Source organism: Flavobacterium sp. LPB0248, assembly GCF_013388355.1.
GTDB lineage: Bacteria > Bacteroidota > Bacteroidia > Flavobacteriales > Flavobacteriaceae > Flavobacterium.
On record NZ_CP058246.1, the window covers coordinates 1,436,261 to 1,462,769 of the forward strand.

Below are 26,509 nucleotides of genomic sequence, written 5' to 3' on the forward strand. Positions count from 1 at the left end.
TACTTAAACAAAAACATTCTAAATAGAAATATTTCCATTTAAACGTCATAATTTTTAGTAAAACTATAAGATAATTTTTATTATATTTGAGAGAATCATTTTAACAGCAATTAAAAATAGCAAAATATCTTAACAAGTGTTTAATGTTTACAAAGACCAATTTCCCCGTTTTTCTTTGATTAAATCTGTAAAAAACACGAAAAGGAAACTTTTTTATCAACCTACTAATTTTAAGATTATGTCTAAACTGCAAGCTTTAAAAAACTTTCGTTTCCCAAATGTTTTCATCCTTATTTTAATTGTTTTTATTTCCTGTGCATTATTAATCTGCATCAATTTTTTCACGATTAAAATCTTATCGGCCAACAGAGCATATGTCAACGGAGAATCACATTATTCAAAAGGACAAAAAGATGCATCAAGACATTTAATTACTTATTTATTTACCAAAAACCCAATGCAATGGAAATTGTATCTTGAAGAATTAAAAGTGCCTCAAGGAGATGGCATTGCAAGAATTACACTTTTGAAAGCTGGAGATAATAAGATTGCAAGAAAGGGATTTCTGATTGGGAGAAATAACGAAGATGACCTTGATGATATTATCTGGTTATTTGACAACTTTAAAGATGTAAGTTTTCTATCTAAAGCGATCAAAGAATGGGGAAAAGGAGATAAATTAATTTTTGACTTATTTGTTGTCGGACAGCAGATCAATGCCAAAATAGAGCGCAATTTATTAAGCCCAGAAGATGAAAAAAAATATTTAAACGAAATTAGTACAATAAGTGACCAATTAACCATTAATCAGCGTAATTTCTCAAATACACTTGGCGAAGGAACTCGAAAAATAAAGGATCTACTCATTATTACAAACATCTTTTTCATTCTGATAATAATCTGCAGTGTTTGTTTGTATTATTCAATAATGGTCAAAAGGTTATTGATTTCAAAAAAAGAAACTGAGGTAAAAAATGAAAACCTAATTATAGTAAATCGCGAATTAGACCGATTTGTTTACAGCGCCTCACATGACTTGAGATCTCCCATTACTTCATTAAAAGGTCTTATTGAAATAACAGCATTGGAAGATGATGTAGAACAAGTTCGAGACTATTTACAAATGATGCATCAAAGTCTTGCCAGACAAGATCAGTTCATTAGTGATATTATTGATTATTCTAAAAATAAAAGAAAAGAAGTAATAATGGAACCGGTAAGCCTGAAAGAATTGTGTAACGAAGCTATTTTACAATTAATGCATATCGAAAATGCTAACAGAATTAAATTTACACAAGAACTTTTAGTTGATCAAATTGAAAGCGACGGTCTTCGTTTGAAAATCATTATCAACAACTTGCTTTCAAATGCCATAAAGTATGCAGATTGCAACAAACAAGAAATGTTTATAACCATAAGAACTTATTTTAGCGAAGGCTTAAATAAAATTGAAGTATCCGATAATGGAATCGGGATTCATGACGATCATAAAGCTAATATTTTTGACATGTATTTTGGAACAAACAAAAACAAAGGCTCTGGATTAGGTTTGTATATCGTAAAAGAAGCAGTTGAAAATATTAGAGGAGATATTTCCGTTTTTTCTGAAAACAGAGTTGGAAGTAAATTTATAGTAACAATACCAAATTCATATGCCGTATAGATCTCAATTTGTAATTATAGAAGACAATCTGATTGATCAATTTGTCACTAAAAAACTGCTTAAAAAAGGGCTCGACATTAATCCTGTTTATATAGCCAATAATGGAAAAGAAGGAATGAATTGGTTACTAAAAAATCAGAACCAAAATCCATTGATTATTCTTTTAGACATTCAGATGCCCATTATGGATGGATTTGAATTTTTGAAAGAATTTGATCAGCTGCCAGAAGATATAAAACAAAATATTGAAATTTTTGTTCTTTCTTCTACTTTAGATAGCGATGAAATCAAGAAAGTAAAAGAAAACAAGTATGTCTCTGATTTCTGGAATAAACCTTTTAGATTAGAGATATTGAAAAGTGTATTTCTTGAAGCTTAATTCAAAACACGGTTTACTTGAGAAAAAGCCCTTGTGTAATATGGTTCTTTTGTTGAAGAAATCATCACGCCGCCGTGAGTGGAAGAATGTACAAATTTAATTTCACCATCAACATTTTCAACAACCATACCCACGTGATTGATATGGCGTCTACCATTGGTTCTAAAGAAAATTAAATCACCTTTTTGCGCCTCGTCTGAAGCTACTTTTGTCCCTATTCGAGATTGCTCTATTGAACTTCTAGGAAGTTTAATATCAAAATTGCCAAAAGTACAAAACATTAATCCTGAACAGTCAAAACCTGCTTTTGTTGTTCCCCCTGATCTATATCTCGTGCCTATATTCTCTGTCGCGCTTGCGATAAGCTGATCAATTAATACAGAATAATTCCCCGTTCTTACAAGAGTTGAATCTCTTTTTATTTCCTGAGTTGCTTCTGCTATTTGACTAGAAGAAATATCGGTTTGGACGTTGGTATCTTGCGATGTTTTTGCTGCTTGGATTGCATCTGCTTTTTCTTTTGGAACACGAATTTTCAGTAAATATCCAACAGGAACTTTCCCTTTAATTGAAGGATTCTGGCGTTCTAACTCTGCAACTGTAATACCATATTCTTTTGAGATGCCATATTTTGTTTCTTTCGACTTCACTTCCCTAATAAGCTCTACATCTGTCGATACCACCTCAGCATTAGTTTCGATTGGTTTTTCATTTACTAAAGCTACATCCGAAGGAATAATAATCTGCTGTCCAATTTTCAGCCCTTCTGTTTCCAAAAGTGGATTTGCTTTCTTTAAATCATCAACAGAGACATTATATTTTTTAGAAATTCCCCAAAGCGTTTCTTTAGAAGCTACTTCATGAGTACCAGAAGTATTAGAAGTGTTATTATTTACTGCAACCTCAACATTTTTAGCCTTTACTTTTGCAGTGGTTTTATTTTTATTCGGGATTAAAAGGGTTGAATTTAGTTTTAATATTTTAGGAGCATTTGGGTTTGCGTCTGCAATGTCTTTTACTTTTACTCCATATTTTTTAGCAATAACAGAAAGATTATCTCCTTGTGAAATTTTGTGCTTAATAAAATTATCCTGCGCCAAAGCTCCTACACTGAAAAAAAACAATACTATTATTAACCTGTAAACCATACTCCCTATTTAAAAGTTTTTACCCTTTTTTTAATGTTATATCATAATCTGAACTCAAAAAAGACAAATATATTGCCTAAAAAGCGAATTTAACTTTTTAATGTAAAAAAACCTGTGTTTTTAACAATTATTTTACCTCGAATTAACAGTCTCGGCATAGAAATTAATTCAACTTTTTGAAAGGCAGTTTTTTACAAAACATATATTTTTTTATTAAATTTAACCTAATAAAAAACCTAGATATTTTGAAAAAGCTATTCTATCTCATTATTTTCTTTCCTTTTATTACAAATGCGCAAATTATAAAAGGAATGGTTCTTTCTAAAAAAAACAAAACAGCTTTAGAAGACACTAACATTACTAGCATATCAGGAAGTTTTGGAACTTTAACGAATAGCGATGGCGAATTCACTTTAAAACTCCCCTCTAATTTCAAAGACCAAGATAGTTTACAATTTTCGCATATTGGATTTATCACTATAAAAATTGCTTTAAGCGATTTAAAAAAAGCAGACTTCAAAATTTTTCTGCAAGAAACTATAGAAAATTTAGAAGGCTTAGTTATTACTAAAAATCACAAATTAAGATTAAAATCTAAACTGAACACAACCAAATTAGCTCCTTTACAATATAGAATTACCTCTTTTGGATCAATTTTACAAGACAGTAAAATCTATATTATAGGCGGAGATGCAAGCTATAAGACAGATCCTTGGGAAAAAGTCAAACGAGAACGACCGGATTTTACTTTAAAAGATTACCTTCGAGAAATTCGCAATAATCCAAATTATTTCTCTTATAAAGAAAAATTACTGGTATACGACATACAAAATAATTCCTGGGAAGAGTCAAATCTAAAATTCAAAAAAAGAGCTTATCACAACCTCAATTATTACGACGGTAAAATCTATATTTTAGGAGGAAAAAAAATCTCTGACAATGGAATTTTCGAATACTTACAAAATGAGATCGAGGTGTTTGATACTAAAAAACAAAGCATTACAATTGATAAAACAAATCCACATCAAGCATCTAATGCTGCTTCATTTACCTACAATGACAATATAATTGTAATTGGAGGCTCAATAAAAATGAATGATAAAGACAAAAAGACATTTACAAATAAAGTACACCTATACAACATCACTTCTGGCTATTGGTATGAACTTGCAAGTATGCCAGTAGCCAAAGAAACTTCGGGCGTTCTAATAGCTGATAAAATTTATTTAATTGGCGGAAACAATGACACCCCTTTATCTCAAATTGAAACCTTTGATCTAAAAACTGAAAAATGGCAGACTGAAGGAGAATTATTTGCAGGATTAGAAAGACCAGCTGTAACCTTTCATGAAAATATAATTTATTTCTTTGAAAACAATCAGGTATATCTTTATGATATTAAAACAAAACAATTAAAGGAATATCTGGTTGATATTCAATTAAAAGGTTCTAGCATGCATTATTACAACAACAAATTATACATACTTGGCGGAACTCTTCAAGATGACTTCTCAAACACTCCTTCTCAAAACATTTACAGCATTGACATAGAAGAATTTGACAAAACACAACTCAATCACATCAAAGTTTTATCATCTGGCTTGAGCTTATCTACCGCAAACTAGCAAGCCAAATTAATTATAATAAAAAATGCCCTGTAAAAACAGGGCATTTTAAAATATATAAATCTAAAAATTAAGCTTTTCCAGCCGCAATTAAGTTTAATGCAGAACCTGCAACAAACCATCCAATTTGTCCTTCATTATACGTATGGTTAGCCAAAATAATATCTTTGGTGCCATCTGCATGAACAAATTCTAATGTCAATGGTTTTCCTGGAGCAAATTCTGTTAAATCTAAGAAGTTAATAGTATCATCCTCTTGGATTTTATCATAGTCTGCTTCATTTGCAAATGTCAAACCTAAAAGACCTTGCTTTTTAAGGTTTGTTTCGTGGATACGAGCAAAAGATTTTACCAATACCGCTTTAACACCTAAGAAACGAGGCTCCATCGCAGCATGCTCACGAGAAGAACCTTCTCCGTAGTTATGATCTCCAACTACGATAGACGGAACTCCAGCTGCCTTGTATGCACGAGCTACAGCAGGAACAGCATCATATTGTCCAGTTAATTGATTTTTAACTGAGTTTGTTTTTTGATTATAAGCATTTACCGCACCAATTAGCATATTATTAGAAATATTATCCAAATGTCCGCGGAAACGCAACCATGGACCCGCCATAGAAATGTGGTCGGTTGTACATTTACCGAATGCTTTGATCAACAATTTAGCACCTGTAATATTTTTACCATCCCAAGCATCAAACGGAGCTAATAGTTGCAATCGCTCAGATGTTGGATTGACCACAACTTGTACATTTGAACCATCTGCTGCTGGAGCCTGAAATCCTGGATCTTCGGCGTAGAAACCTTTAGAAGGAAGCTCGTCTCCTGTTGGAGCATCAAGCATAACTTCTTCGCCATCTTCGTTGATTAATGTATCTGTTAATGGGTTAAAGCCTAAATCACCAGCAATCGCCATCGCTGTTACCAACTCTGGAGAACCTACAAAAGCTAACGTATTTGGATTACCATCTGCACGCTTTGAGAAGTTACGATTGAAAGAGTGAACAATTGTATTTCTTTCTTCTTTTTCTGCCCCTTCTCTATCCCACATACCAATACATGGTCCGCAGGCATTAGCAAAAACAGTTGCACCAATTTTATGGAAAGTATCGATAAATCCGTCTCTTTCTATAGTTGAACGAACTACTTCAGAACCTGGAGTAATAGTAAACTCGGCTTTTGTCTTTAAGTTTTTATCTGCAACCTGTCTTGCCAAAGAAGCTGCACGCGAAATATCTTCATAAGAAGAGTTTGTACAAGACCCTATTAAACCAACTTGAATTTGTAATGGCCAGTTATTTTTGATTGCTTCTTCTTTCATTTTAGAAATTGGAGTAGCCAAATCTGGCGTAAAAGGTCCATTTAAGTGTGGCTCTAATTTAGACAAATCAATTTCGATAACCTGATCGAAATATTTTTCAGGGTTTGCGTAAACTTCTGGATCTCCTGTTAAATATGGAGCAATTTTATCTGCTGCATCGGCAACATCGGCTCTATTTGTAGAACGCAGGTAACGCCCCATAGAAGCATCATATCCAAAAGTAGAAGTTGTAGCTCCAATTTCGGCTCCCATATTACAAATAGTCCCTTTACCTGTACAAGACATAGAAGTTGCACCTTCTCCAAAATACTCAACTATAGCACCAGTTCCTCCTTTTACAGTCAAAATACCAGCCACCTTAAGAATAACGTCTTTTGGCGCTGTCCATCCTGATAATTTACCCGTTAACTTAACTCCAATCAATTTAGGAAATTTAAGCTCCCAAGCCATTCCAGACATAACATCTACAGCATCTGCTCCACCAACACCAATAGCCACCATTCCTAAACCACCTGCATTTACAGTATGAGAATCGGTACCAATCATCATTCCTCCTGGGAAAGCATAATTTTCAAGTACTACTTGGTGGATAATTCCAGCTCCTGGCTTCCAAAAACCTATTCCGTATTTATTAGAAACAGACGATAAGAAATCAAAAACCTCATTACTTTGTGTTTTTGCTCTAGCCAAATCGGTTGCAGCATCTACTTTTGCCTGAATCAAGTGATCACAGTGAACCGTTGTCGGTACTGCCACTTTAGATTTTCCTGCATGCATAAACTGCAATAATGCCATTTGTGCCGTTGCATCTTGACACGCAACACGATCTGGTGCGAAATCAACATAATCAACTCCTCTGCCAAACGCCTTTGTCGGATTTCCATCCCATAGGTGGTTGTATAAAATTTTCTCTGTCAACGTAAGTGGACGTCCAACAATCTCTCGTGCTTTATCAACACGATTTGGCATGTTTTCGTACACTTTTTTAATCATTTCGATATCAAAAGCCATAAGTTCTATATTATTTTTTGTTTTTTTATTTTATTTTGAACATGACAAGTTACAAAAAATAGGAGAGTTAAAAAAGAAAAAGCCCGAGTTTATCGCTCGGGCTTTTGATATATTAATAATCGTAAGATTACATTACTAACGATTTATTAGAAGGTGCAAACTTAGTCAAGTTAATACCTTCAACCGCAGTTGTATATTCTGCTAATGTTGGAGTTCTTCCTAAAATTGTAGACAAAACTACAACTGGCGTAGAAGAAAGCAATGATTCTCCTTTTTTACCTTCTTTATCTTCTACAACTCTACCTTGGAAAAGACGAGTTGAAGTTGCCATTACAGTATCTCCTTTTGCTGCTTTTTCTTGATTACCCATACAAAGGTTACATCCTGGACGCTCTAAATACAACATATTTTCGTATTCTGTACGTGCTGCACCTTTTGGAGCATTATCGTCAAACTCGAAACCAGAATATCTTTGTAGAACTTCCCAGTCACCTTCTGCTTTCAACTCATCAACAATGTTATAAGTTGGAGGAGCAACTACAAGAGGAGCATTAAATTCTACTTTTCCTGTTTGTGCCTCTACATTTTTCAACATTTGAGCAAGGATTTTCATATCTCCTTTGTGAACCATACAAGAACCAATAAATCCAAGATCCACTTTTTTCTCTCCACCGTAAAAAGATAATGGTCTAATTGTATCGTGAGTATAACGTTTAGAAACATCAGCATTATTTACGTCTGGATCGGCGATCATTGGCTCAGCAATTTGATCAAGATCAACTACAACTTCAGCATAATATTTAGCATTTGCATCTGGAGTTAAAGCTGGTTTCTCTGCCGATTTAATTTCAGCAATTCTCTTATCAGCTTTATTGATCAATCCTTGAAGAACGTGTTTCTCGTTATCCATTCCTTTGTCGATCATAATTTGGATTCTGCCTTTAGCAATTTCCAATGATTCGATTAAAGTATCATCTTCAGAAATACAAATAGAAGCTTTAGCTTTCATCTCTGCAGTCCAGTCTGTAAATGTAAAGGCTTGGTCAGCAGTTAATGTTCCAATGTGAACCTCAATGATTCTTCCTTGGAATACATTTTCTCCTCCAAATTGATGAAGCATTTGAGCTTGAGTAGCATGAACAACATCACGGAAGTCCATATACCCTTTCATATCTCCTTTGAAAGTAACTTTTACAGACTCCGGAATTGGCATTGAAGCCTCACCAGTAGCCAATGCAAGAGCAACAGTTCCTGAGTCAGCACCAAAAGCAACACCTTTTGACATTCTTGTATGAGAGTCACCACCAATAATGATTGCCCACTCGTCAATAGTAATATCGTTAAGTACTTTGTGGATAACGTCAGTCATTGCATGATAAACGCCTTTTGGGTCACGAGCTGTGATCAAACCAAAATCGTTCATAAATTTCATCAATTTAGGAATATTAGCTTGTGCTTTTTTATCCCAAACTGAAGCAGTATGACAACCTGATTGGTAAGCACCGTCAACAATTGGCGAAATCACAGTAGCTGCCATAGATTCTAATTCCTGAGCAGTCATTAAACCTGTAGTATCTTGCGAACCTACAATGTTAACTTCTACACGAACGTCAGAACCAGCGTGCAATACTTTACCTGGAGCAATACCAACAGCATTTTTGTTGAAGATTTTTTCAACTGCTGTAAGACCTTGTCCTTCGTGAGAAACTTCTTTTGAAGGAGCGTATACAAGCGGAGCCTCAATATCTAAAACTTTAGCTGCTAATGTTTGAAGTTTTTTACCAAATACGATAGCGTAAGAACCACCCGCTTTGATAAATTCCATTTTTTGAGGAGTAAATGCTTTAGAAATATCGATCAATTCCTGATCTCCATTATAAAGTTTTTTCTCTTTAATATTGATAGTTAAAACAGTTCCTGTAGCAACAGAATAAGTTTGCTCAAGAATTGGCTCGTCGTTTTCGTTACGAATAACATTTCCTTCCGCATCAACTTTTTTAACCCAGTTTTTAAGGTCTAAACCAATACCACCAGTAACATCTACAGTTGTTAGGAAAATTGGAGAAATTCCGTTTGTTCCACCAACAATTGGAGCAATATTTACGAATGGAATATAAGGACTTGCTTGTTTTCCTGTCCAAAGCGCCACGTTGTTTACACCTGACATTCTAGAAGAACCAACTCCCATTGTTCCTTTTTCAGCGATTAACATTACGCTTTTATCAGGATGTTGTGCTTGTAACGCTTTAATTTCTTGTTGCGCTTGAGGAGTGATCATACACTGACCATGGAGTTCACGATCTGAACGAGAGTGCGCTTGATTTCCTGGAGAAAGTAAATCTGTTGAAATATCACCTTCACCAGCAATAAAAGTAACCACTTTAATTTCGTCGGCTACTTCTGGAAGTTTTGTAAAAAACTCAGCTTGAGCATAACTTTCAAGGATTTCTTTTGCAATTGCATTATCATTTTTGAATGCCTCTACCAAACGATCTGTATCTGCTTCGTAAAGGAAAACTTGTGTTTTTAGTACTTTCGCCGCTTCTTTTGCAATTGCAGCGTCATTACCTAAAGCTAAATCAAGTAATACTTCGATAGACGGTCCACCTTTCATGTGTGAAAGCAACTCAAAAGCAAAAGCTGGAGTGATTTCTTTTACTACTGATTGACCAAGAATAATTTCTTTTAAAAACTTTGCTTTTTCACCTGCGGCACTTGTAGTTCCAGGTAATGTATTGTAAATAAAAAACTTAAGAGAGTCTTCGCGATGTGCGTTATCTGCATCTTTAATTTGGGAAATGATTTCGCTTAATAATTCAGCTCCATCGATTGGTTTAGGGTGTAACCCTTGATTTTTTCTTTCTTCAATTTCTTGAATGTAATCCTGATAAATATTCATAATAAAAGCGGATTTATTTTTTTGAGGCAAATTTAAGCATTAAAGACGATAATTAAAAAAAATTTAATAGAACAAGCCTTTTCAAAAATTATTATTGTTAAAAAACGATTTTCAGTGTTTGTTTTTGCCAAAAAATCAATTTTATATTAAAATAATGAATTATTAATATTTAAAAATCTTTTCTTTAACAAAGTCGAAATTCAATGTTATAAAGCAAGTAAGTTTTTACATCTAATTTCGCAAAGAATCTTTCTAAATAAGCAATTATAACGTTATAGTTGGGATCTAAAACGTCATCTTGAAGAGCTTTTTCGAGTCTCTGAAAACAAAAAATCCTGACAATAAATTGTCAGGATTTCTATAAATGCAAATTTTAGATTTTACATTAGTTTTTTAATAATTACCTCTTCTGTTATACCTTCGGCATCAGCTTTATAATTTTTAATAATTCTATGTCTTAAAATACCCGTTGCCACAGCCTGAACATCTTCAATATCTGGCGAAAACTTTCCATTAAAAGCTGCGTGTGCTTTTGCAGCAAGAATTAAATTTTGCGAAGCCCTTGGTCCTGCTCCCCAGTCTAAATAATTCTTTACAAAATCATTAGTCAAACTATTATCTGGACGCGTTTTACTCACCAAAGTTACGGCATATTCAATAACGTTATCTGCAACTGGGATTCTACGGATTAAATGCTGAAAATCGATAATTTCCTGCGCAGTAAATAACGGGTTAATTTCTGTTTTAACATCAGAAGTTGTTCGTTTCACAACTTGAACTTCTTCTTCAAAAGTCGGGTATTCTAATTTGATAGCAAACATAAAGCGGTCCAACTGCGCTTCAGGCAAAGGATAAGTTCCTTCCTGCTCAATAGGATTTTGAGTTGCCAAAACAAAATAAGGCAAATCTAACTTATGATGCTGTCCTGCAATAGTTACCGATCTCTCCTGCATAGCTTCTAACAAAGCCGCTTGCGTTTTTGGTGGCGTTCTGTTGATCTCGTCAGCCAAAATAATATTAGAGAAAATTGGACCTTTAATGAACTTGAAATTTCTATTTTCATCCAATATTTCGCTTCCTAAAATATCCGAAGGCATTAAATCTGGCGTAAACTGAATTCTCTTAAAATCCAGACCTAAAGCCTGAGACAGAGTATTTATCATTAAGGTTTTTGCCAAACCTGGAACTCCAATTAAAAGTGCATGTCCCCCAGAAAATATACAAAGTAAAATTTGATCTACAACGGCATCTTGCCCTACAATGATTTTCGCTATTTCTTTTTTTAATTCGTTTCTTTTTTGAACTAAATTGTGAATTGCTGCTACGTCAGACATTTATGAATGTATTTAAAATTAAAAAGAGTTAATTCTATGAAATCATAAAACTAACTCTTTTTATTTATTTATTAAAACTTATTTTTTTAGCCAGTTGTTCGCAAAAGAACAATCTTTATATTCTCCAATGATCTTGATGTAAGTATCTTTAATTTTAGTATCAAACCATTTTGCAATTGCGTTAATCTGTTTTTCCTTTAATGCCAATTCTTTGATCTTAGTATAATCCTTAGCATAATCAGCTGTATGCTCATCAATTCTGTTTGTAACCGTAATTAACTTATACGTTTTTTTACCTTTATCATCTGTATTTAAAAGCGGCTGAGAAACTTCATCTCCTTTTAAATTTGAAACTTGGCTATATAAAGTCGGATCCATTTTAGTCAACTCAAAACGAGTATCTTGCGTTGTTGGGTTCACCAATGTTCCACCATTTGTTCTAGTTTCCTTTTCGTCAGATTCTGTTCTTGCTGCTTCTGCAAAAGTCAATTCTTTATTAACGATTTTATTTCTAATATTGGTAATTCTTTCTTTCGCTTCTTTTAGAGCTGCTTCTGACACCGTTGGAGCAATTAAGATATGACGAAGTTCAACTTCCTGCCCTTTAATTTTTTCTACCATGATAATGTGGTATCCAAAGGTCGTTTCAAATGGCTCTGAAATTTCTCCTGCCTGCAAACTAAAAGCTACATCTTTAAATTCTTTGACAAAAGGAGTTTTTCTTGTCATTTTGTAGTATCCTCCATTTGGAGCAGATCCTGGATCTTGAGAATATAAAACTGCCTTTGTAGCAAAACTAGATCCCTCAAGAACATCTTTTCTTATTGAATTTAATCTATCGATAACTTTCTGTTTATCTTCTTTAGAAATTTTAGGCTCTACCACAATTTGTGCTACCTCCATTTCAGCTCCAAAAGTTGGCAATTCATCTTTTGGAATTTTCTTAAAGAAATTACGAACCTCCTCTGGAGTAATCTCAACATCTTTTACGATCTTATCTCTCATTTCTTGAGCAAGTTTTTGCTCCTTCAAGATATCTGCAAAATAAGTTTTAAACTCTTCTACAGAACTTTTTTTATAGTACTCAACTACTTTATTGATATCACCAACTTGCTGCGTCATATAATTTAGACGCTCGTCCATCATACTTCTAACTTCGGCATCACTCACAATAATACTATCTTGAATAGCCTGGTGAGCATATAATTTATCTTCTAACAGTTTACCAAGCATCTGGCATCTTGTAATATCTTTTATAGATCCGCCTTGAGCAGTAATTTCTAAAAATCCTTTATCGATATCAGAATCTAAAACAATATAATCTCCTACTGTCGCAATAATTCCATCGATTTTCAATTTCCCGCCAGAAGGAGTTTCAACTGGTTTTTGAGCTACAACATCAGGAATAACTTCTTGCGCTGTGATAATTGGAGTAAAAAAAAGAAAAAAACAAATTGTTAGTGCAAACTTGAAATCAATTGTTTTTAGCTGTAATTTTTTTAATAACATTATTTTAATTTTTATTTGAATGTAAGCCTGTTTTAGATAATCCCTCTGAAATTATGTATGTTCAACTTAAACATAAATAATTAAAGTATAGTTCTTTCGTAACTTATAACGAACAAAAATAACAATTCAATTACATAATCCAACTATCCGATATACTATTAACAAAAAATTATAGGATAGTTCTTTACACTCAAGCAAAATGAACCATTTTCATTATCGTAATTTAATGAAAGACAAATTTTTAAGTTGGTTTCATTTTTCAAATTTAAGCGCTAAATAAACTCTTAATTATTAGCACTCTAAAAAAAGTTCTCAACACTACAACGTTTTCGTTGCAAATAATTTTCTTACAAAATAAAGTTATATCAAAAAAAAATTACTTTAGATGCGTAATTAATAATTTACAGTATTAAAAAACAATAATATTCGCCTTTTTAGACCTGAATTTTATCAATTACAAAACTTACTATTTAACTAAACCGAATCTATTATGAAAAAACCTATTTTAAAATTATGCCTTATTGCGGCATTTATGGGACTATTGTATTCGTGTTCACAAAATGAAACAAACGAATCTGACTCAAAAGCCGAAAGCCAAAAATTTAAAGTTATTGATGTTACACATCACGATGGAAAACCATTTAGCACAGGGACTTCTAATTCATCTTCGACTGGAAAATATGTTGATAACCCAGGCGGCGGTGTTATGATGCAAGCTTTTTATTGGGACGTCCCTTCTGGTGGAAATTGGTGGAATACCGTAAGCAGTAAAGTTACCGCTTGGGGTAATGCCGGAATTGGCTCAATTTGGCTTCCGCCAGCTTCTAAAGCACAGAATGGAGCATTTTCTATGGGATATGATCCAACAGATTACTTTGATTTTGGTGATTACAATCAGAATGGAAGTATTGAAACTCGTTTCGGGTCTAAAACCGAATTAGTAAATTTAATTACCGCAGCTCACAACGAGAACATAAAAGTTTATGCAGATATTGTAATCAATCATAATAGCGGCGGGCAATCTGAAGCAAATCCATTCACAGGAACAAATACTTGGACTAATTTTACAGGAGTTGCTTCCGGTAAATTTCCTCGTAACTATAATGATTTTTATAAAAACAGTTACGGAAATAATGACGAAGGTTCTTTTGGAGGGTTTCCTGATTTATGCCATGCTGCACCAAATGTTCAGAACTGGCTATGGTTACGTACTGACGGAGTTGGTAAATATTATAAAAACACTATGAAATTTGATGGCTGGAGATTCGACTACGTAAAAGGTTTTGGCGCTTGGGTAGTAAATGCATGGAATGCCAATGTTGGCGGGTTTTCTGTTGGAGAATTGTGGGATTCAAATGTAAACGTCTTGAATGATTGGGCAAACGCCGCAAATAGTTCTGTATTTGACTTTGCATGCTATTACAAAATGAATGACGCTTTTGACGGGAATAATTTGGCATTATTGAATGATGATATGATGTGGAAACGAAATCCGTACAAAGCAGTAACTTTTGTAACCAATCATGATACTGATGAAATTTGGAGCAAAATGTTAGCTTACTCCTACATCTTAACACACGAAGGCTATCCAACCATTTTCTACAGAGATTATGAAGAATGGCTAGACAAAAACAAACTGAATAATCTAATCTGGATTCACAATAATAAAGCAACCGGAACAACTTCTATTTTATATTCTGACAATGATGAATATGTTGCAAGAAGAAACGGTTACAACGGAAATCCAGGATTAGTTGTTTACATCAACAACTCAGATGTTTGGCAAGAAAGATGGATTCAGACCAACTGGACCAATACTCAAATTAAAGATTTTACAGGAAACTCAACTTGGTACCCAACTACTCAAGCAGATAAATGGGTAAAAATACAATGTCCCCCAAAAGGATATTCAATTTGGTCAATTAATCAGTAATTTTAAAAATGACTATTTAAGGCTGTTGTAAAACAGCCTTATTTTTTTCTAAAAAGCCACCTAATGATAAAGACTTCCCAAATTTAAGAAGTGAATATTTTTATAAAGCCGTATTTAATAGTACTTTTGCAACCTATTTATACGAAATATGAGCTTTTTAAAAGAAATACAACGCAGAAGAACATTTGGAATTATCTCGCATCCCGATGCTGGTAAAACTACATTAACGGAAAAATTACTGTTATTTGGAGGGGCTATTCAGGAAGCTGGAGCGGTAAAAAATAATAAAATTAAAAAAGGAGCAACGAGTGACTTTATGGAAATCGAACGCCAAAGAGGTATCTCGGTTTCTACTTCTGTACTTGCTTTTAATTATAAAGATAAAAAAATCAACATTCTTGATACTCCTGGACACAAGGATTTTGCAGAAGATACTTTTAGAACTTTAACCGCTGTCGATAGTGTAATTGTCGTGATTGACGTTGCAAAGGGGGTTGAGGAACAAACTGAAAAGTTGGTTGCTGTTTGTAGAATGCGTAACATTCCGATGATTGTTTTCATCAATAAATTAGATCGTGAAGGTAAAGATGCTTTTGATCTAATGGATGAAGTAGAACAAAAATTAGGTTTAAAAGTAACGCCTCTAAGTTTCCCAATCGGAATGGGTTATGATTTCCAAGGAATCTACAATTTATGGGAAGAAAACATTAACCTTTTCAGTGGAGACAGCCGTAAAAACATTGAAGAAACAATTGCTTTTTCTGATGTTCAGAACAATCCAGAATTGGATAAAATTGTTGGTGAAAAAGCAGCTAATAAACTTCGTGAAGAGTTAGAATTGATTGATGAGGTTTATCCAAAATTTGAACGTCAAGATTATTTAGATGGAAAAATTCAGCCCGTATTCTTTGGTTCTGCTTTGAATAATTTTGGTGTTCGTGAATTGTTAGATTGTTTCATTACAATTGCACCATCTCCAAGACCAAAAGATTCTGAAACTCGTACAGTTGAACCTACTGAAGAGAAAATGACTGGATTTGTTTTCAAAATCCACGCAAACATGGATCCAAAACACCGTGACCGTTTAGCCTTCATCAAAATCGTTTCTGGAACTTTCGAAAGAAACAAACCATATTACCACGTTCGCCAAAAGAAAAATTTAAAATTCTCAAGCCCGAATGCCTTTTTCGCTGAGAAAAAAGAAATCGTTGATATTTCTTATCCAGGTGATATTGTAGGTTTGCACGATACAGGAAACTTTAAAATTGGAGACACTTTAACTGAAGGCGAAATCATGAGCTTTAAAGGTATTCCTAGTTTCTCTCCAGAACACTTTAGATACATCAATAATGCTGATCCAATGAAAGCGAAACAATTGGAAAAAGGAGTTGACCAGTTAATGGATGAAGGAGTCGCTCAGTTGTTTACTTTAGAAATGAACAACCGTAAAGTTATCGGAACTGTTGGTGCACTTCAGTATGAGGTAATTCAATACCGTTTGGAGCACGAATATGGTGCAAAATGTACATACGAAAACTTCCCTGTACATAAAGCTTGCTGGGTAAAACCTGATGATGCTAAAAATGAAGAATTCAAAGAATTTAAACGTATCAAGCAAAAATTCTTGGCTCACGATAAATACGGACAATTGGTTTTCCTAGCTGATTCAGATTTTACGATTCAAATGACACAAAGCAAATATCCAACTGTGAAATTGTATTTTACATCCGAGTTTGATTAAATGAACTTTCTTTAGATAAAAAAACAAAAAGGCTGTCAAATTTTATTTAGACAGCCTTTTTTCATTTACATCCCCCAATATGTAAATTTGAATATTACCTAGTATAATTAATTCCTAATCCGCCGGCAATATATATTCTGTTAAGTTCTTCTGAACCAATAATTATATTTTTCATTAAAATATTATTTTTAGCTGATTTCATGTCAAAAGATATCTCTTTTGAAAGGTAATAATCATTAGCCGTGATTGTAACCATTAACGTTTTACTCTTCTTTAGAACCTTGGATTCTATAGAAAACTCTCCTGTTTTATAATTTACTTTTGCAGGATTTTGTGAGCCATTAAAAGCAATCATTAAATTAGAATAAGTCTTTCTGTCAAAAGGTTTGTTGGTTTTTGCTTCTAATAATTTCCCTGTAATTATTATTAAAACTTCTTCATTTTGAATTTGATTGTAAGCCACTTTACCTACTACTGTATACACATTTGGTTTCGAACAGCTAATTTCTGTTTTAATAGGTTCTTTTTCTTGCGCCGCAAGATTTGATGCCAACAAAACAGATGCAGCAATTGTAGCATACTTTAAAGTATTAATTTTAGAAGTTTCATTATATACAAATTCTTCTTCCAATTGCGTCGTTTTCAATCTTGCACAAATAGTTGCATCCTTGTTTTCATAAATAAACTTCGCAACTTCAGAATTCGTTCTTTTACTCAAATCAATTACATTCTTCATACATGAATTACAGAATGAACCCTGTGAGTTTGGAATCATTTTATCAAAATTTTCAGAACAAGGAGTTGCAATTTCTAGGGTGAATTTCTTTTTCATACTCTATTATATATAAGTTAAAAACTTTCGAGAAGCTTATTATTTATATAGAGTATTGATTTTATAAAAAGGTTGGGAGAACAAAAAAAAAAAAATTAATGCTCAGTATAACGACCACTTTTTCAAACATAAAAAAAGCGCTAATACTTAAATTAGCGCTTTTTTATAATTTGAATTAATCAACCTTACTAAGTCATTATATTTCAAAATTTAATCTTTTTTAGGCTATAGCAAGTTAAATAAATACTTTCTTGAAAAGAAAATTACCCGACTAAAGTAAATTAAATCCGATAAAATGCTCTTTTTCCATAAGTCATAAAAAAAGCCCCTTAAAAAAGGGGCTTTTAAAAATTTATGCTTGTCCAGTTGGACCAAAATTAAGCGGAATTGGTGCTTGTTCCGTTTCTTTGATTTCGCCATGAGCTGCCTCAAATCTATGGATATTTTCACCAATTGCTTTTAATAATCTTTTAGCATGTTGTGGTGTCAAGACAATTCTTGACTTTACCTTGGCTTTAGGAATACCTGGCATAATGCTTACAAAATCTAAAACAAACTCTGATGATGAGTGATTGATAATTGCAAGATTAGAATAAATTCCTTCTGCAATAGTTTCGTCCAACTCAATATTAATTTGCTCTTGCTGTTGTTTCGGATTACTCATAGTTTCCTAATTAATAAATGTATTCTTCTTTATTAGCCATCATTTCGTTGTAATCATCTTTAGATCCTACGATAGTGTTATCGTACTCTCTCATACCAGTTCCCGCAGGAATTCTGTGTCCAACAATTACATTTTCTTTTAATCCTTCTAGATCATCTACTTTACCAGCTACTGCAGCTTCGTTAAGTACTTTCGTTGTCTCCTGGAATGAAGCCGCAGAAATGAATGATTTAGTTTGTAACGAAGCTCTTGTAATACCTTGTAGAACTGGCGTTGCAGTTGCAGTAATTACGTCTCTTGCTACAACAAGATTTTTATCTGTACGTTTCAATAATGAATTTTCATCACGTAATTCACGAGGTGTAATGATCTGACCAGGTTTCAATACAGAAGAATCTCCTGCATCTTCAACCACTTTCATACCATATAATTTATCGTTTTGAACAATAAAGTCTTTAGTATGAATTAATTGATCTTCTAAGAATAAAGTATCTCCTGGATCCTCAACTCTTACTTTACGCATCATTTGACGAATTACAACCTCAAAGTGCTTATCATTAATTTTTACCCCTTGTAAACGGTAAACCTCTTGAATTTCATTTACCAAGTACTGTTGAACAGCAGCTGGACCTTGAATTCTTAAGATATCATCTGGTGTAATTGCACCGTCAGACAATGGAACTCCCGCTCTTACGAAGTCATTTTCTTGTACTAAGATTTGGCTTGAAAGTTTAACTAAATACTTTTTAATCTCACCAAATTTAGACTCAATAACAATCTCACGGTTACCTCTTTTGATTTTACCGAAAGATACAACTCCATCAATTTCAGATACAACTGCTGGGTTAGAAGGGTTACGAGCCTCAAGAAGCTCAGTAATTCTTGGTAAACCTCCCGTGATATCGCCTGCTTTAGAAGAACGACGTGGGATTTTTACTAATACTTTACCTGCTTTAATTTTCTCGCCATTTTCAACCATTAAGTGTGCACCTACTGGTAAGTTGTAAGAACGAATCAATTCACCTTCTTTACCATAAACTAATAAAGTTGGGATTAATTTTTTGTTTCTAGCCTCAGAAATTACTTTTTCCTGGAAACCAGTCTGCTCATCGATCTCAACCATGAACGATTGTCCTTGCTCTAAATCTTCGTAAGCAATCTTACCAGTAAACTCAGAAACAATTACACCGTTATATGGATCCCATTTACAGATTACAGTTCCTTTAGCTACAGTTTCTCCATCTCCAACGAAGATACTAGAACCGTAAGGAATGTTATGCGTATTTAAAACAATTCCAGTTTTCTCGTCAACTAATTTTAACTCAGTTGAACGTGAAACTACGATATCAACAGAGTTACCTTCTCCGTCTTCTCCTTTAACTGTTTTTAAATCTTCAATTTCAAGTCTACCTGCGAATCTTGTAACAATACTAGACTCTTCAGAGATACCTCCAGCAACCCCTCCAACGTGGAACGTACGAAGTGTTAACTGTGTACCTGGCTCTCCAATAGACTGAGCTGCAATAACTCCGACAGCTTCACCTCTTTGTGTCATCTTACCAGTAGCTAAGTTTCTACCGTAACATTTAGCACAAATACCTTTTAAAGCTTCACAAGTTAATGGAGATCGAACTTCTACTTTTTCAATTGGAGAAGCTTCGATAGTTCTCATAATTGCTTCAGTAATTTGCTCTCCAGATTTAACCATTACTTCGTTAGTAAGAGGATTGATAACGTCTTGTAATGCAACACGTCCAAGAATTCTCTCTCCTAAAGATTCAACGATTTCCTCATTTTTCTTCAATGCAGCAACTTCAACACCTCTTAAAGTTCCACAATCTTCGATGTTAACAATAACATCTTGAGAAACGTCATGAAGTCTTCTTGTCAAGTAACCAGCATCGGCCGTTTTAAGAGCCGTATCCGCAAGACCTTTACGAGCACCGTGAGTAGAAATGAAGTACTCAAGGATCGAAAGACCTTCCTTAAAGTTAGAAAGAATCGGGTTTTCAATGATCTCACCACCACCAGCAGTAGATTTTTTAGGCTTAGCCATCAAACCACGCATACCAGTTAACTGACGAATCTGCTCCTTAGAACCCCTCGCCCCAGAGTCAAGCATCATATATACAGAGTTGAAACCTTGCTGGTCTTCTCTAATATTTTTCATTGCTAATTCTGTTAACTGAGCATTTGCTGAAGTCCATACGTCAATAACTTGGTTGTAACGCTCGTTATTTGTGATAAGACCCATGTTATAGTTAGTTGAAATACCTTCAACTTGCTCTCTAGCATCTGCAATTAACTTCGTTTTTTGTTCTGGGATTCTAATATCACCTAAAGAGAATGATAAACCTCCTCTAAATGCAAATTTATACCCCATATCTTTCATATTATCCAAGAAAGCTGCCGTTGTAGGTACATCAGTCACACTTAAAATGTGTCCAATAATATCTCTAAGGTTTTTCTTAGTCAATACGTCATTGATATATCCAGCTGCTTCAGGTACTACTTCGTTAAATAATACACGTCCTGCAGTTGTTTGAATGATTTTGTACACTAATTCTCCAGCGTCATTAAAATCTTTTGCTCTAATTTTCACACGAGCATTTAATTCTAATCTTCCTTCGTTCAATGCAATGTTTACTTCTTCAGCAGAATAGAAAGTCAAATCTTGACCTAAAATAATGTGATCTTCTGTAGAAATACGCTCTTTGGTCATATAGTATAGACCCAAGACCATATCCTGAGAAGGTACAGTAATTGGAGCACCATTTGCAGGGTTCAAGATATTGTGAGAAGCCAACATTAATAATTGTGCCTCTAAAATAGCTTCTGGTCCTAATGGTAAGTGAACCGCCATCTGGTCACCATCGAAATCGGCGTTGAAAGCCGTACATACTAATGGGTGTAACTGGATCGCTTTTCCTTCAATTAATTTTGGCTGGAAAGCCTGAATACCAAGTCTGTGCAAAGTAGGAGCACGGTTCAGTAATACTGGGTGTCCTTTAATTACGTTTTCTAAAATATCCCAAACTACTGGCTCTTTTTTGTCAATGATTTTCTTAGCAGATTTTACTGTTTTTACAATACCTCTTTCAATCAATTTACGGATAACGAAAGGTTTGTATAACTCAGAAGCCATATCTTTTGGCAATCCGCACTCATATAATTTTAACTCTGGACCAACGACAATTACCGAACGAGCAGAATAATCCACACGTTTTCCAAGTAAGTTTTGACGGAAACGTCCTTGCTTACCTTTTAATGAGTCAGATAATGATTTTAATGGTCTGTTAGATTCTGTCTTAACAGCAGAAGCTTTACGTGTGTTATCGAATAATGAATCTACAGATTCTTGCAACATACGTTTCTCGTTTCTTAAGATAACTTCTGGAGCTTTAATCTCCATTAATCTTTTCAAACGGTTGTTACGGATGATTACACGACGGTATAAGTCGTTCAAATCTGAAGTTGCAAAACGACCTCCATCAAGTGGCACAAGCGGACGTAATTCTGGTGGGATAACTGGAACCACTTTCATGATCATCCATTCTGGACGGTTCTCGCGGTTTTCATTAGACTCACGGAAAGATTCAACAACTTGTAATCTTTTTAAAGCTTCAGTTTTTCTTTGTTTAGAAGTCTCATTGTTAGCGCTGTGTCTTAGTTCATAAGATAAAGCATCTAAGTCAATACGAGCTAATAAATCCATAATACATTCTGCTCCCATTTTGGCAACAAATTTATTTGGATCTAAATCATCTAAATATTGATTTTCTTGTGGAAGAGTATCTAAAATATTCAAATATTCTTCTTCAGTTAAGAAATCAAGTCTTTGTAAAGATTCTCCATCTGCATTTTTAGCAATACCTGCTTGGATTACCACGTATCTTTCGTAGTAAATGATCATATCTAATTTCTTAGATGGTAGACCAAGGATATAACCAATTTTGTTTGGAAGAGAACGGAAATACCAGATATGAGCAATTGGCACAACAAGGTTGATGTGTCCTACTCTATCACGACGTACTTTTTTCTCAGTAACTTCAACACCACAACGGTCACAGATGATACCTTTGTAACGAATTCTTTTATACTTACCGCAAGCACATTCGAAATCTTTTACCGGTCCGAAGATTCTTTCGCAGAAAAGTCCGTCACGCTCTGGTTTGTGAGTTCTATAGTTAATAGTTTCTGGCTTTAAAACCTCTCCTCTTGATTCTTTCAAGATAGATTCTGGTGAAGCCAATCCAATAGAAATTTTGTTAAATCTTTTTACTGGATTCTTATCTTTATTATTGTTTCTGTTATTCATCATAGTTTTTACTATTGATTTATTTGCAATTAAAAAATTGAATTTAGATTTATAATCTACTCTTAAAAAGATAAGAGTTAATCATTCAGCTACTACCTCGGGTTACTTCTCTAAACCTCAAATTCTTATTTGAAGTGCTAGTTATAAAATGCCTTGCATTGTTATAAAAAATCGGAACGGTTTACGGGTATAAATCTTTAAAAACTTCTAACATTTAGTAAACAGTCTCAGTCCCAGTGGTCAGTGCTAAACTGAATACTGAGACTGTGACTGAAAACTTTTTATTTATTCTTCCAAACGAAGATCTAAACCTAGACCTTTCAATTCGTGCATTAATACATTGAATGATTCTGGCAAACCTGGTTCTGGCATAGTTTCACCCTTAACGATAGCTTCGTAAGTTTTAGCTCTACCAATAACGTCATCAGACTTAACAGTTAAGATTTCACGTAGTGTACTAGAAGCTCCATAAGCCTCAAGTGCCCAAACCTCCATCTCTCCAAAACGCTGACCTCCAAATTGAGCTTTACCTCCAAGTGGCTGTTGCGTAATCAATGAGTATGGTCCAATAGAACGTGCGTGCATCTTATCATCAACCATGTGTCCTAATTTAAGCATATAAATTACACCCACAGTTGCTTTTTGTGCAAAACGCTCTCCAGTTCCACCATCATAAAGATAGGTATGTCCGAAACGTGGTACGTTAGCCTCATCAGTCAAAGCGTTGATCTCGTCTAGAGAAGCACCGTCGAAAATTGGAGTAGCAAATTTTCTACCCAAGTTCATACCAGCCCATCCAAGAACAGTCTCATAAATCTGACCAATGTTCATACGTGAAGGTACACCAAGTGGATTCAATACGATATCTACTGGTGTTCCGTCTTCTAAGAAAGGCATATCTTCGTGACGAACGATTCTAGCAACAATACCTTTGTTACCGTGACGTCCTGCCATTTTATCACCAACTTTTAACTTACGTTTTTTAGCGATATAGATTTTAGCCAATTTCAAGATTCCAGATGGTAATTCATCTCCAACTGTAATAGTGAATTTCTCTCTTCTTAAAGCTCCTTGTAAGTCGTTCAGCTTAATTTTATAGTTATGAATTAAATCATTAACCATTTTATTTGTAGCATCATCAGCAACCCATTGTCCTTTGCTTAAGTGAGCGAAATCTTCTACTGCGTAAAGCATTTTTTGAGTATATTTTTTACCTTTTGGTAAAACTTCTTCACCCAAATCATTCATCACACCTTGAGATGTTTTTCCGTTAACAATCAGGAATAATTTCTCAACTAATCTGTCTTTTAATTCAACAAATTTAGTTTCGAACTCCATTTCTAAAGCACCTAAAGCATCTTTATCCTGAGTACGTTTACGTTTATCTTTTACGGCTCTTGCAAATAATTTTTTGTCAAGAACTACACCATGTAAAGATGGAGAAGCTTTTAATGAAGCATCTTTTACATCACCTGCTTTATCCCCGAAGATTGCACGAAGCAATTTCTCCTCTGGAGTAGGATCTGATTCCCCTTTTGGTGTAATTTTTCCGATCAAAATGTCGCCAGGTTTAACCTCTGCTCCAATTCTAATCATACCGTTTTCATCTAAATCTTTAGTAGCTTCTTCAGAAACGTTAGGAATATCATTTGTTAACTCTTCGTTTCCTAACTTAGTATCTCTAACCTCTAATGAATAATCATCAACGTGGATAGAAGTAAAAATATCATCGCGAACTACTTTTTCAGAAATTACAATCGCATCCTCGAAGTTGTACCCTTTCCATGGCATGAACGCAACTTTTAAGTTTCTACCTAAAGCTAATTCTCCATTTTGAGTAGCATATCCTTCAGACAATACTTGACCAGGAACAACTCTATCACCTCTTCTTACGATTGGTTTCAAGTTGATACTTGTACCTTGATTGGTTTTTCTAAATTTAATAAGGTTGTACGTTTTCTCATCAGCATCAAAACTAACCATTCTCTCGTCTTCTGTACGATCGTATTTAATAGTAATGATGTTAGCATCTACGTATTCAACAGTACCATGCCCTTCAGCATTGATTAATACTCTTGAATCTGAAGCTACCTGACGCTCTAAACCTGTACCTACAATTGGTGCTTCAGGACGGATCAAAGGAACTGCCTGACGCATCATGTTTGATCCCATCAACGCACGGTTCGCATCATCATGCTCCAAGAAAGGAATCAAAGATGCAGAAATCGAAGCGATCTGGTTAGGAGCAACGTCTGTATAATGAACTACAGATGGTTCAACAACTGGGAAGTCACCTTCCTCACGAGCAATTACATTGCTAGCTGTAATTTTACCAGTTTCATCCATTTCAATGTTTGCCTGAGCAATCATCTTACCTTCTTCTTCTTCAGCACTTAAGTAAACTGGAGTACTTTCTAAATCAACTACACCATTTGTTACTTTACGGTATGGAGTTTCGATGAATCCCATTCCGTTAACTTTTGCATAAACACCAAGAGATGAAATCAAACCAATGTTTGGTCCCTCTGGAGTTTCAATCGGACATAAACGACCATAGTGAGTATAGTGAACGTCACGAACCTCAAAACCAGCTCTCTCTCTCGAAAGTCCACCTGGTCCAAGTGCAGAAAGTCTTCTTTTGTGTGTAATCTCAGCTAATGGATTCGTTTGATCCATAAATTGAGATAACTGGTTAGTACCAAAGAAAGAGTTGATAACTGATGATAATGTTTTAGCATTAATCAAATCAATTGGTGTAAACACTTCGTTATCTCTAACGTTCATTCTCTCACGAATAGTTCTAGCCATACGTGCTAAACCAACACCGAATTGTTGAGACAATTGTTCTCCAACTGTTCTAACACGACGGTTTGATAAGTGATCAATATCATCAATCTCTGCTTTAGAGTTGATCAATTCGATCAAATATTTTACGATTGTAATGATATCTTCTTTAGTAAGCACTTGCTTATCCATAGGGATATCTAAATCTAATTTTTTGTTCATTCTGTAACGACCAACTTCACCTAAGTTATAACGTTGATCAGAGAAGAACAATTTATCTATAATACCACGAGCAGTTTCCTCATCAGGCGGTTCAGCGTTACGCAACTGACGGTAAATGTGCTCTACAGCTTCTTTTTCAGAGTTCGTTGGATCTTTTTGTAACGTGTTGTGGATAATAGCATAATCTGCTTGGTTATTATCCTCTTTGTGTAACAAAATAGATTTTACGTTAGAATCGATGATCTCCTCAACATTATCTTTGTCGATAATTGTATCACGATCAAGGATGATTTCGTTACGTTCGATAGAAACTACCTCTCCAGTATCCTCATCTACGAAATCCTCATGCCATGTATTCAATACACGCGCAGCAAGTCTTCTTCCAATATATTTCTTAATACCTGTTTTAGAAACTTTAATTTCTTCAGCTAAGTCGAAAATTTCAAGGATATCCTTATCTCTTTCGAAACCGATAGCACGGAATAAAGTTGTTACAGGTAATTTTTTCTTTCTATCGATATACGCGTACATTACGCTGTTGATATCTGTAGAGAATTCTATCCAAGATCCTTTAAAAGGAATTACTCTTGCAGAATAAAGTTTAGTTCCATTTGCGTGGAATGACTGTCCAAAGAAAACCCCTGGAGAACGGTGTAATTGAGATACTACAACACGCTCGGCACCATTAATAACAAAAGTACCACTAGGAGTCATGTAAGGTATTGTTCCAAGATAAACATCTTGTACAATTGTTTCAAAATCTTCGTGTTCTGGATCTGTACAGTATAGTTTTAACCTAGCTTTTAAAGGCACACTATAAGTAAGACCTCTCTCTATACATTCTTGAATTGTATAACGTGGAGGATCAACAAAATAATCTAGGAATTCCAATACAAAGTTGTTTCTTGTATCTGTAATTGGGAAGTTTTCCATGAAGGTGTTGTATAACCCTTCGTTGCCTCTTTCGTCAGATTTCGTTTCTAATTGAAAGAAATCTTTAAAAGATTTAACCTGAACATCTAAGAAATCTGGATAGTCAGGGATATTTTTTGTAGAGGCAAAATTCAATCTTTCAGTCTGATTTGTTATCATCAATGGACAAAATTTTGATTAAAAAAAAGTA

The 26,509-nt window shown here is 34.3% G+C and carries 14 protein-coding genes; 5 read left to right on the top strand and 9 right to left on the bottom strand.

Annotation, left to right across the window (positions count from 1 at the left end):
- Positions 1-238: 238 nt before the first annotated feature.
- Positions 239-1,663, top strand: a complete 1,425-nt coding sequence (locus LPB248_RS05925; RefSeq protein WP_177210629.1) for a sensor histidine kinase — start codon at positions 239-241, stop codon at positions 1,661-1,663.
- Entirely contained in the window at positions 1,653-2,042 is a 390-nt protein-coding gene (locus tag LPB248_RS05930; RefSeq protein ID WP_177210630.1) for a response regulator, read from the top strand. Before LPB248_RS05925 ends, LPB248_RS05930 begins: the two co-directional genes overlap by 11 nt.
- Here LPB248_RS05930 and LPB248_RS05935 read toward each other — a convergent pair.
- Positions 2,039-3,190, bottom strand: coding sequence for a peptidoglycan endopeptidase (locus tag LPB248_RS05935; RefSeq protein ID WP_177210631.1), 1,152 nt, complete (start codon positions 3,188-3,190; stop codon positions 2,039-2,041). The two genes, LPB248_RS05930 and LPB248_RS05935, sit on opposite strands and share 4 nt — an antisense overlap.
- 245 nt (positions 3,191-3,435) lie before the next feature.
- Here LPB248_RS05935 and LPB248_RS05940 point away from each other — a divergent pair, with 245 nt between their 5' ends.
- Entirely contained in the window at positions 3,436-4,815 is a 1,380-nt protein-coding gene (locus tag LPB248_RS05940; protein WP_255463026.1) for a carboxypeptidase-like regulatory domain-containing protein, read from the top strand.
- Between the two features lie 70 nt (positions 4,816-4,885).
- On the opposite strand, the gene LPB248_RS05945 is transcribed toward LPB248_RS05940, so the two are convergent.
- The 4 genes from LPB248_RS05945 to LPB248_RS05960 form a co-directional block, all read right to left on the bottom strand.
- Positions 4,886-7,150: an aconitate hydratase gene (locus LPB248_RS05945; protein ID WP_177210632.1), complete on the bottom strand. Its 2,265-nt coding sequence runs from the start codon at positions 7,148-7,150 to the stop codon at positions 4,886-4,888.
- Between the two features lie 127 nt (positions 7,151-7,277).
- Positions 7,278-10,049, bottom strand: a complete 2,772-nt coding sequence (locus LPB248_RS05950) for a bifunctional aconitate hydratase 2/2-methylisocitrate dehydratase (RefSeq protein WP_177210633.1) — start codon at positions 10,047-10,049, stop codon at positions 7,278-7,280.
- A gap of 380 nt (positions 10,050-10,429) precedes the next feature.
- Entirely contained in the window at positions 10,430-11,383 is a 954-nt protein-coding gene (locus LPB248_RS05955; protein ID WP_177210634.1) for an AAA family ATPase, read from the bottom strand.
- Positions 11,384-11,461: 78 nt separating this feature from the next.
- The gene (locus LPB248_RS05960; RefSeq protein WP_177210635.1) at positions 11,462-12,892 is read right to left on the bottom strand and encodes a peptidylprolyl isomerase; all 1,431 of its coding nucleotides are present in this window, start codon (positions 12,890-12,892) and stop codon (positions 11,462-11,464) included.
- Positions 12,893-13,382: 490 nt separating this feature from the next.
- Between LPB248_RS05960 and LPB248_RS05965 the strand changes: the two genes are divergently transcribed.
- Positions 13,383-14,825, top strand: a complete 1,443-nt coding sequence (locus LPB248_RS05965; protein ID WP_177210636.1) for an alpha-amylase — start codon at positions 13,383-13,385, stop codon at positions 14,823-14,825.
- 148 nt (positions 14,826-14,973) lie between these two features.
- Complete coding sequence (locus LPB248_RS05970; protein WP_177210637.1) at positions 14,974-16,566, top strand: peptide chain release factor 3; 1,593 nt, start codon at positions 14,974-14,976, stop codon at positions 16,564-16,566.
- 94 nt (positions 16,567-16,660) lie between these two features.
- Here the strand turns inward: LPB248_RS05970 and LPB248_RS05975 are convergent, their stop codons facing one another.
- The 4 genes from LPB248_RS05975 to rpoB form a co-directional block, all read right to left on the bottom strand.
- Entirely contained in the window at positions 16,661-17,398 is a 738-nt protein-coding gene (locus tag LPB248_RS05975; protein ID WP_177210638.1) for a hypothetical protein, read from the bottom strand.
- A gap of 352 nt (positions 17,399-17,750) precedes the next feature.
- Entirely contained in the window at positions 17,751-18,062 is a 312-nt protein-coding gene (locus tag LPB248_RS05980) for a DUF3467 domain-containing protein (protein ID WP_055094614.1), read from the bottom strand.
- 10 nt (positions 18,063-18,072) lie between these two features.
- A complete protein-coding gene (gene rpoC, locus LPB248_RS05985; RefSeq protein WP_177210639.1) occupies positions 18,073-22,383 on the bottom strand; it encodes a DNA-directed RNA polymerase subunit beta' in 4,311 nt (1,436 codons plus the stop codon).
- A 282-nt stretch (positions 22,384-22,665) separates the two neighbouring features.
- Positions 22,666-26,478, bottom strand: coding sequence for a DNA-directed RNA polymerase subunit beta (gene rpoB, locus LPB248_RS05990; protein ID WP_177210640.1), 3,813 nt, complete (start codon positions 26,476-26,478; stop codon positions 22,666-22,668).
- Positions 26,479-26,509: the final 31 nt, after the last annotated feature.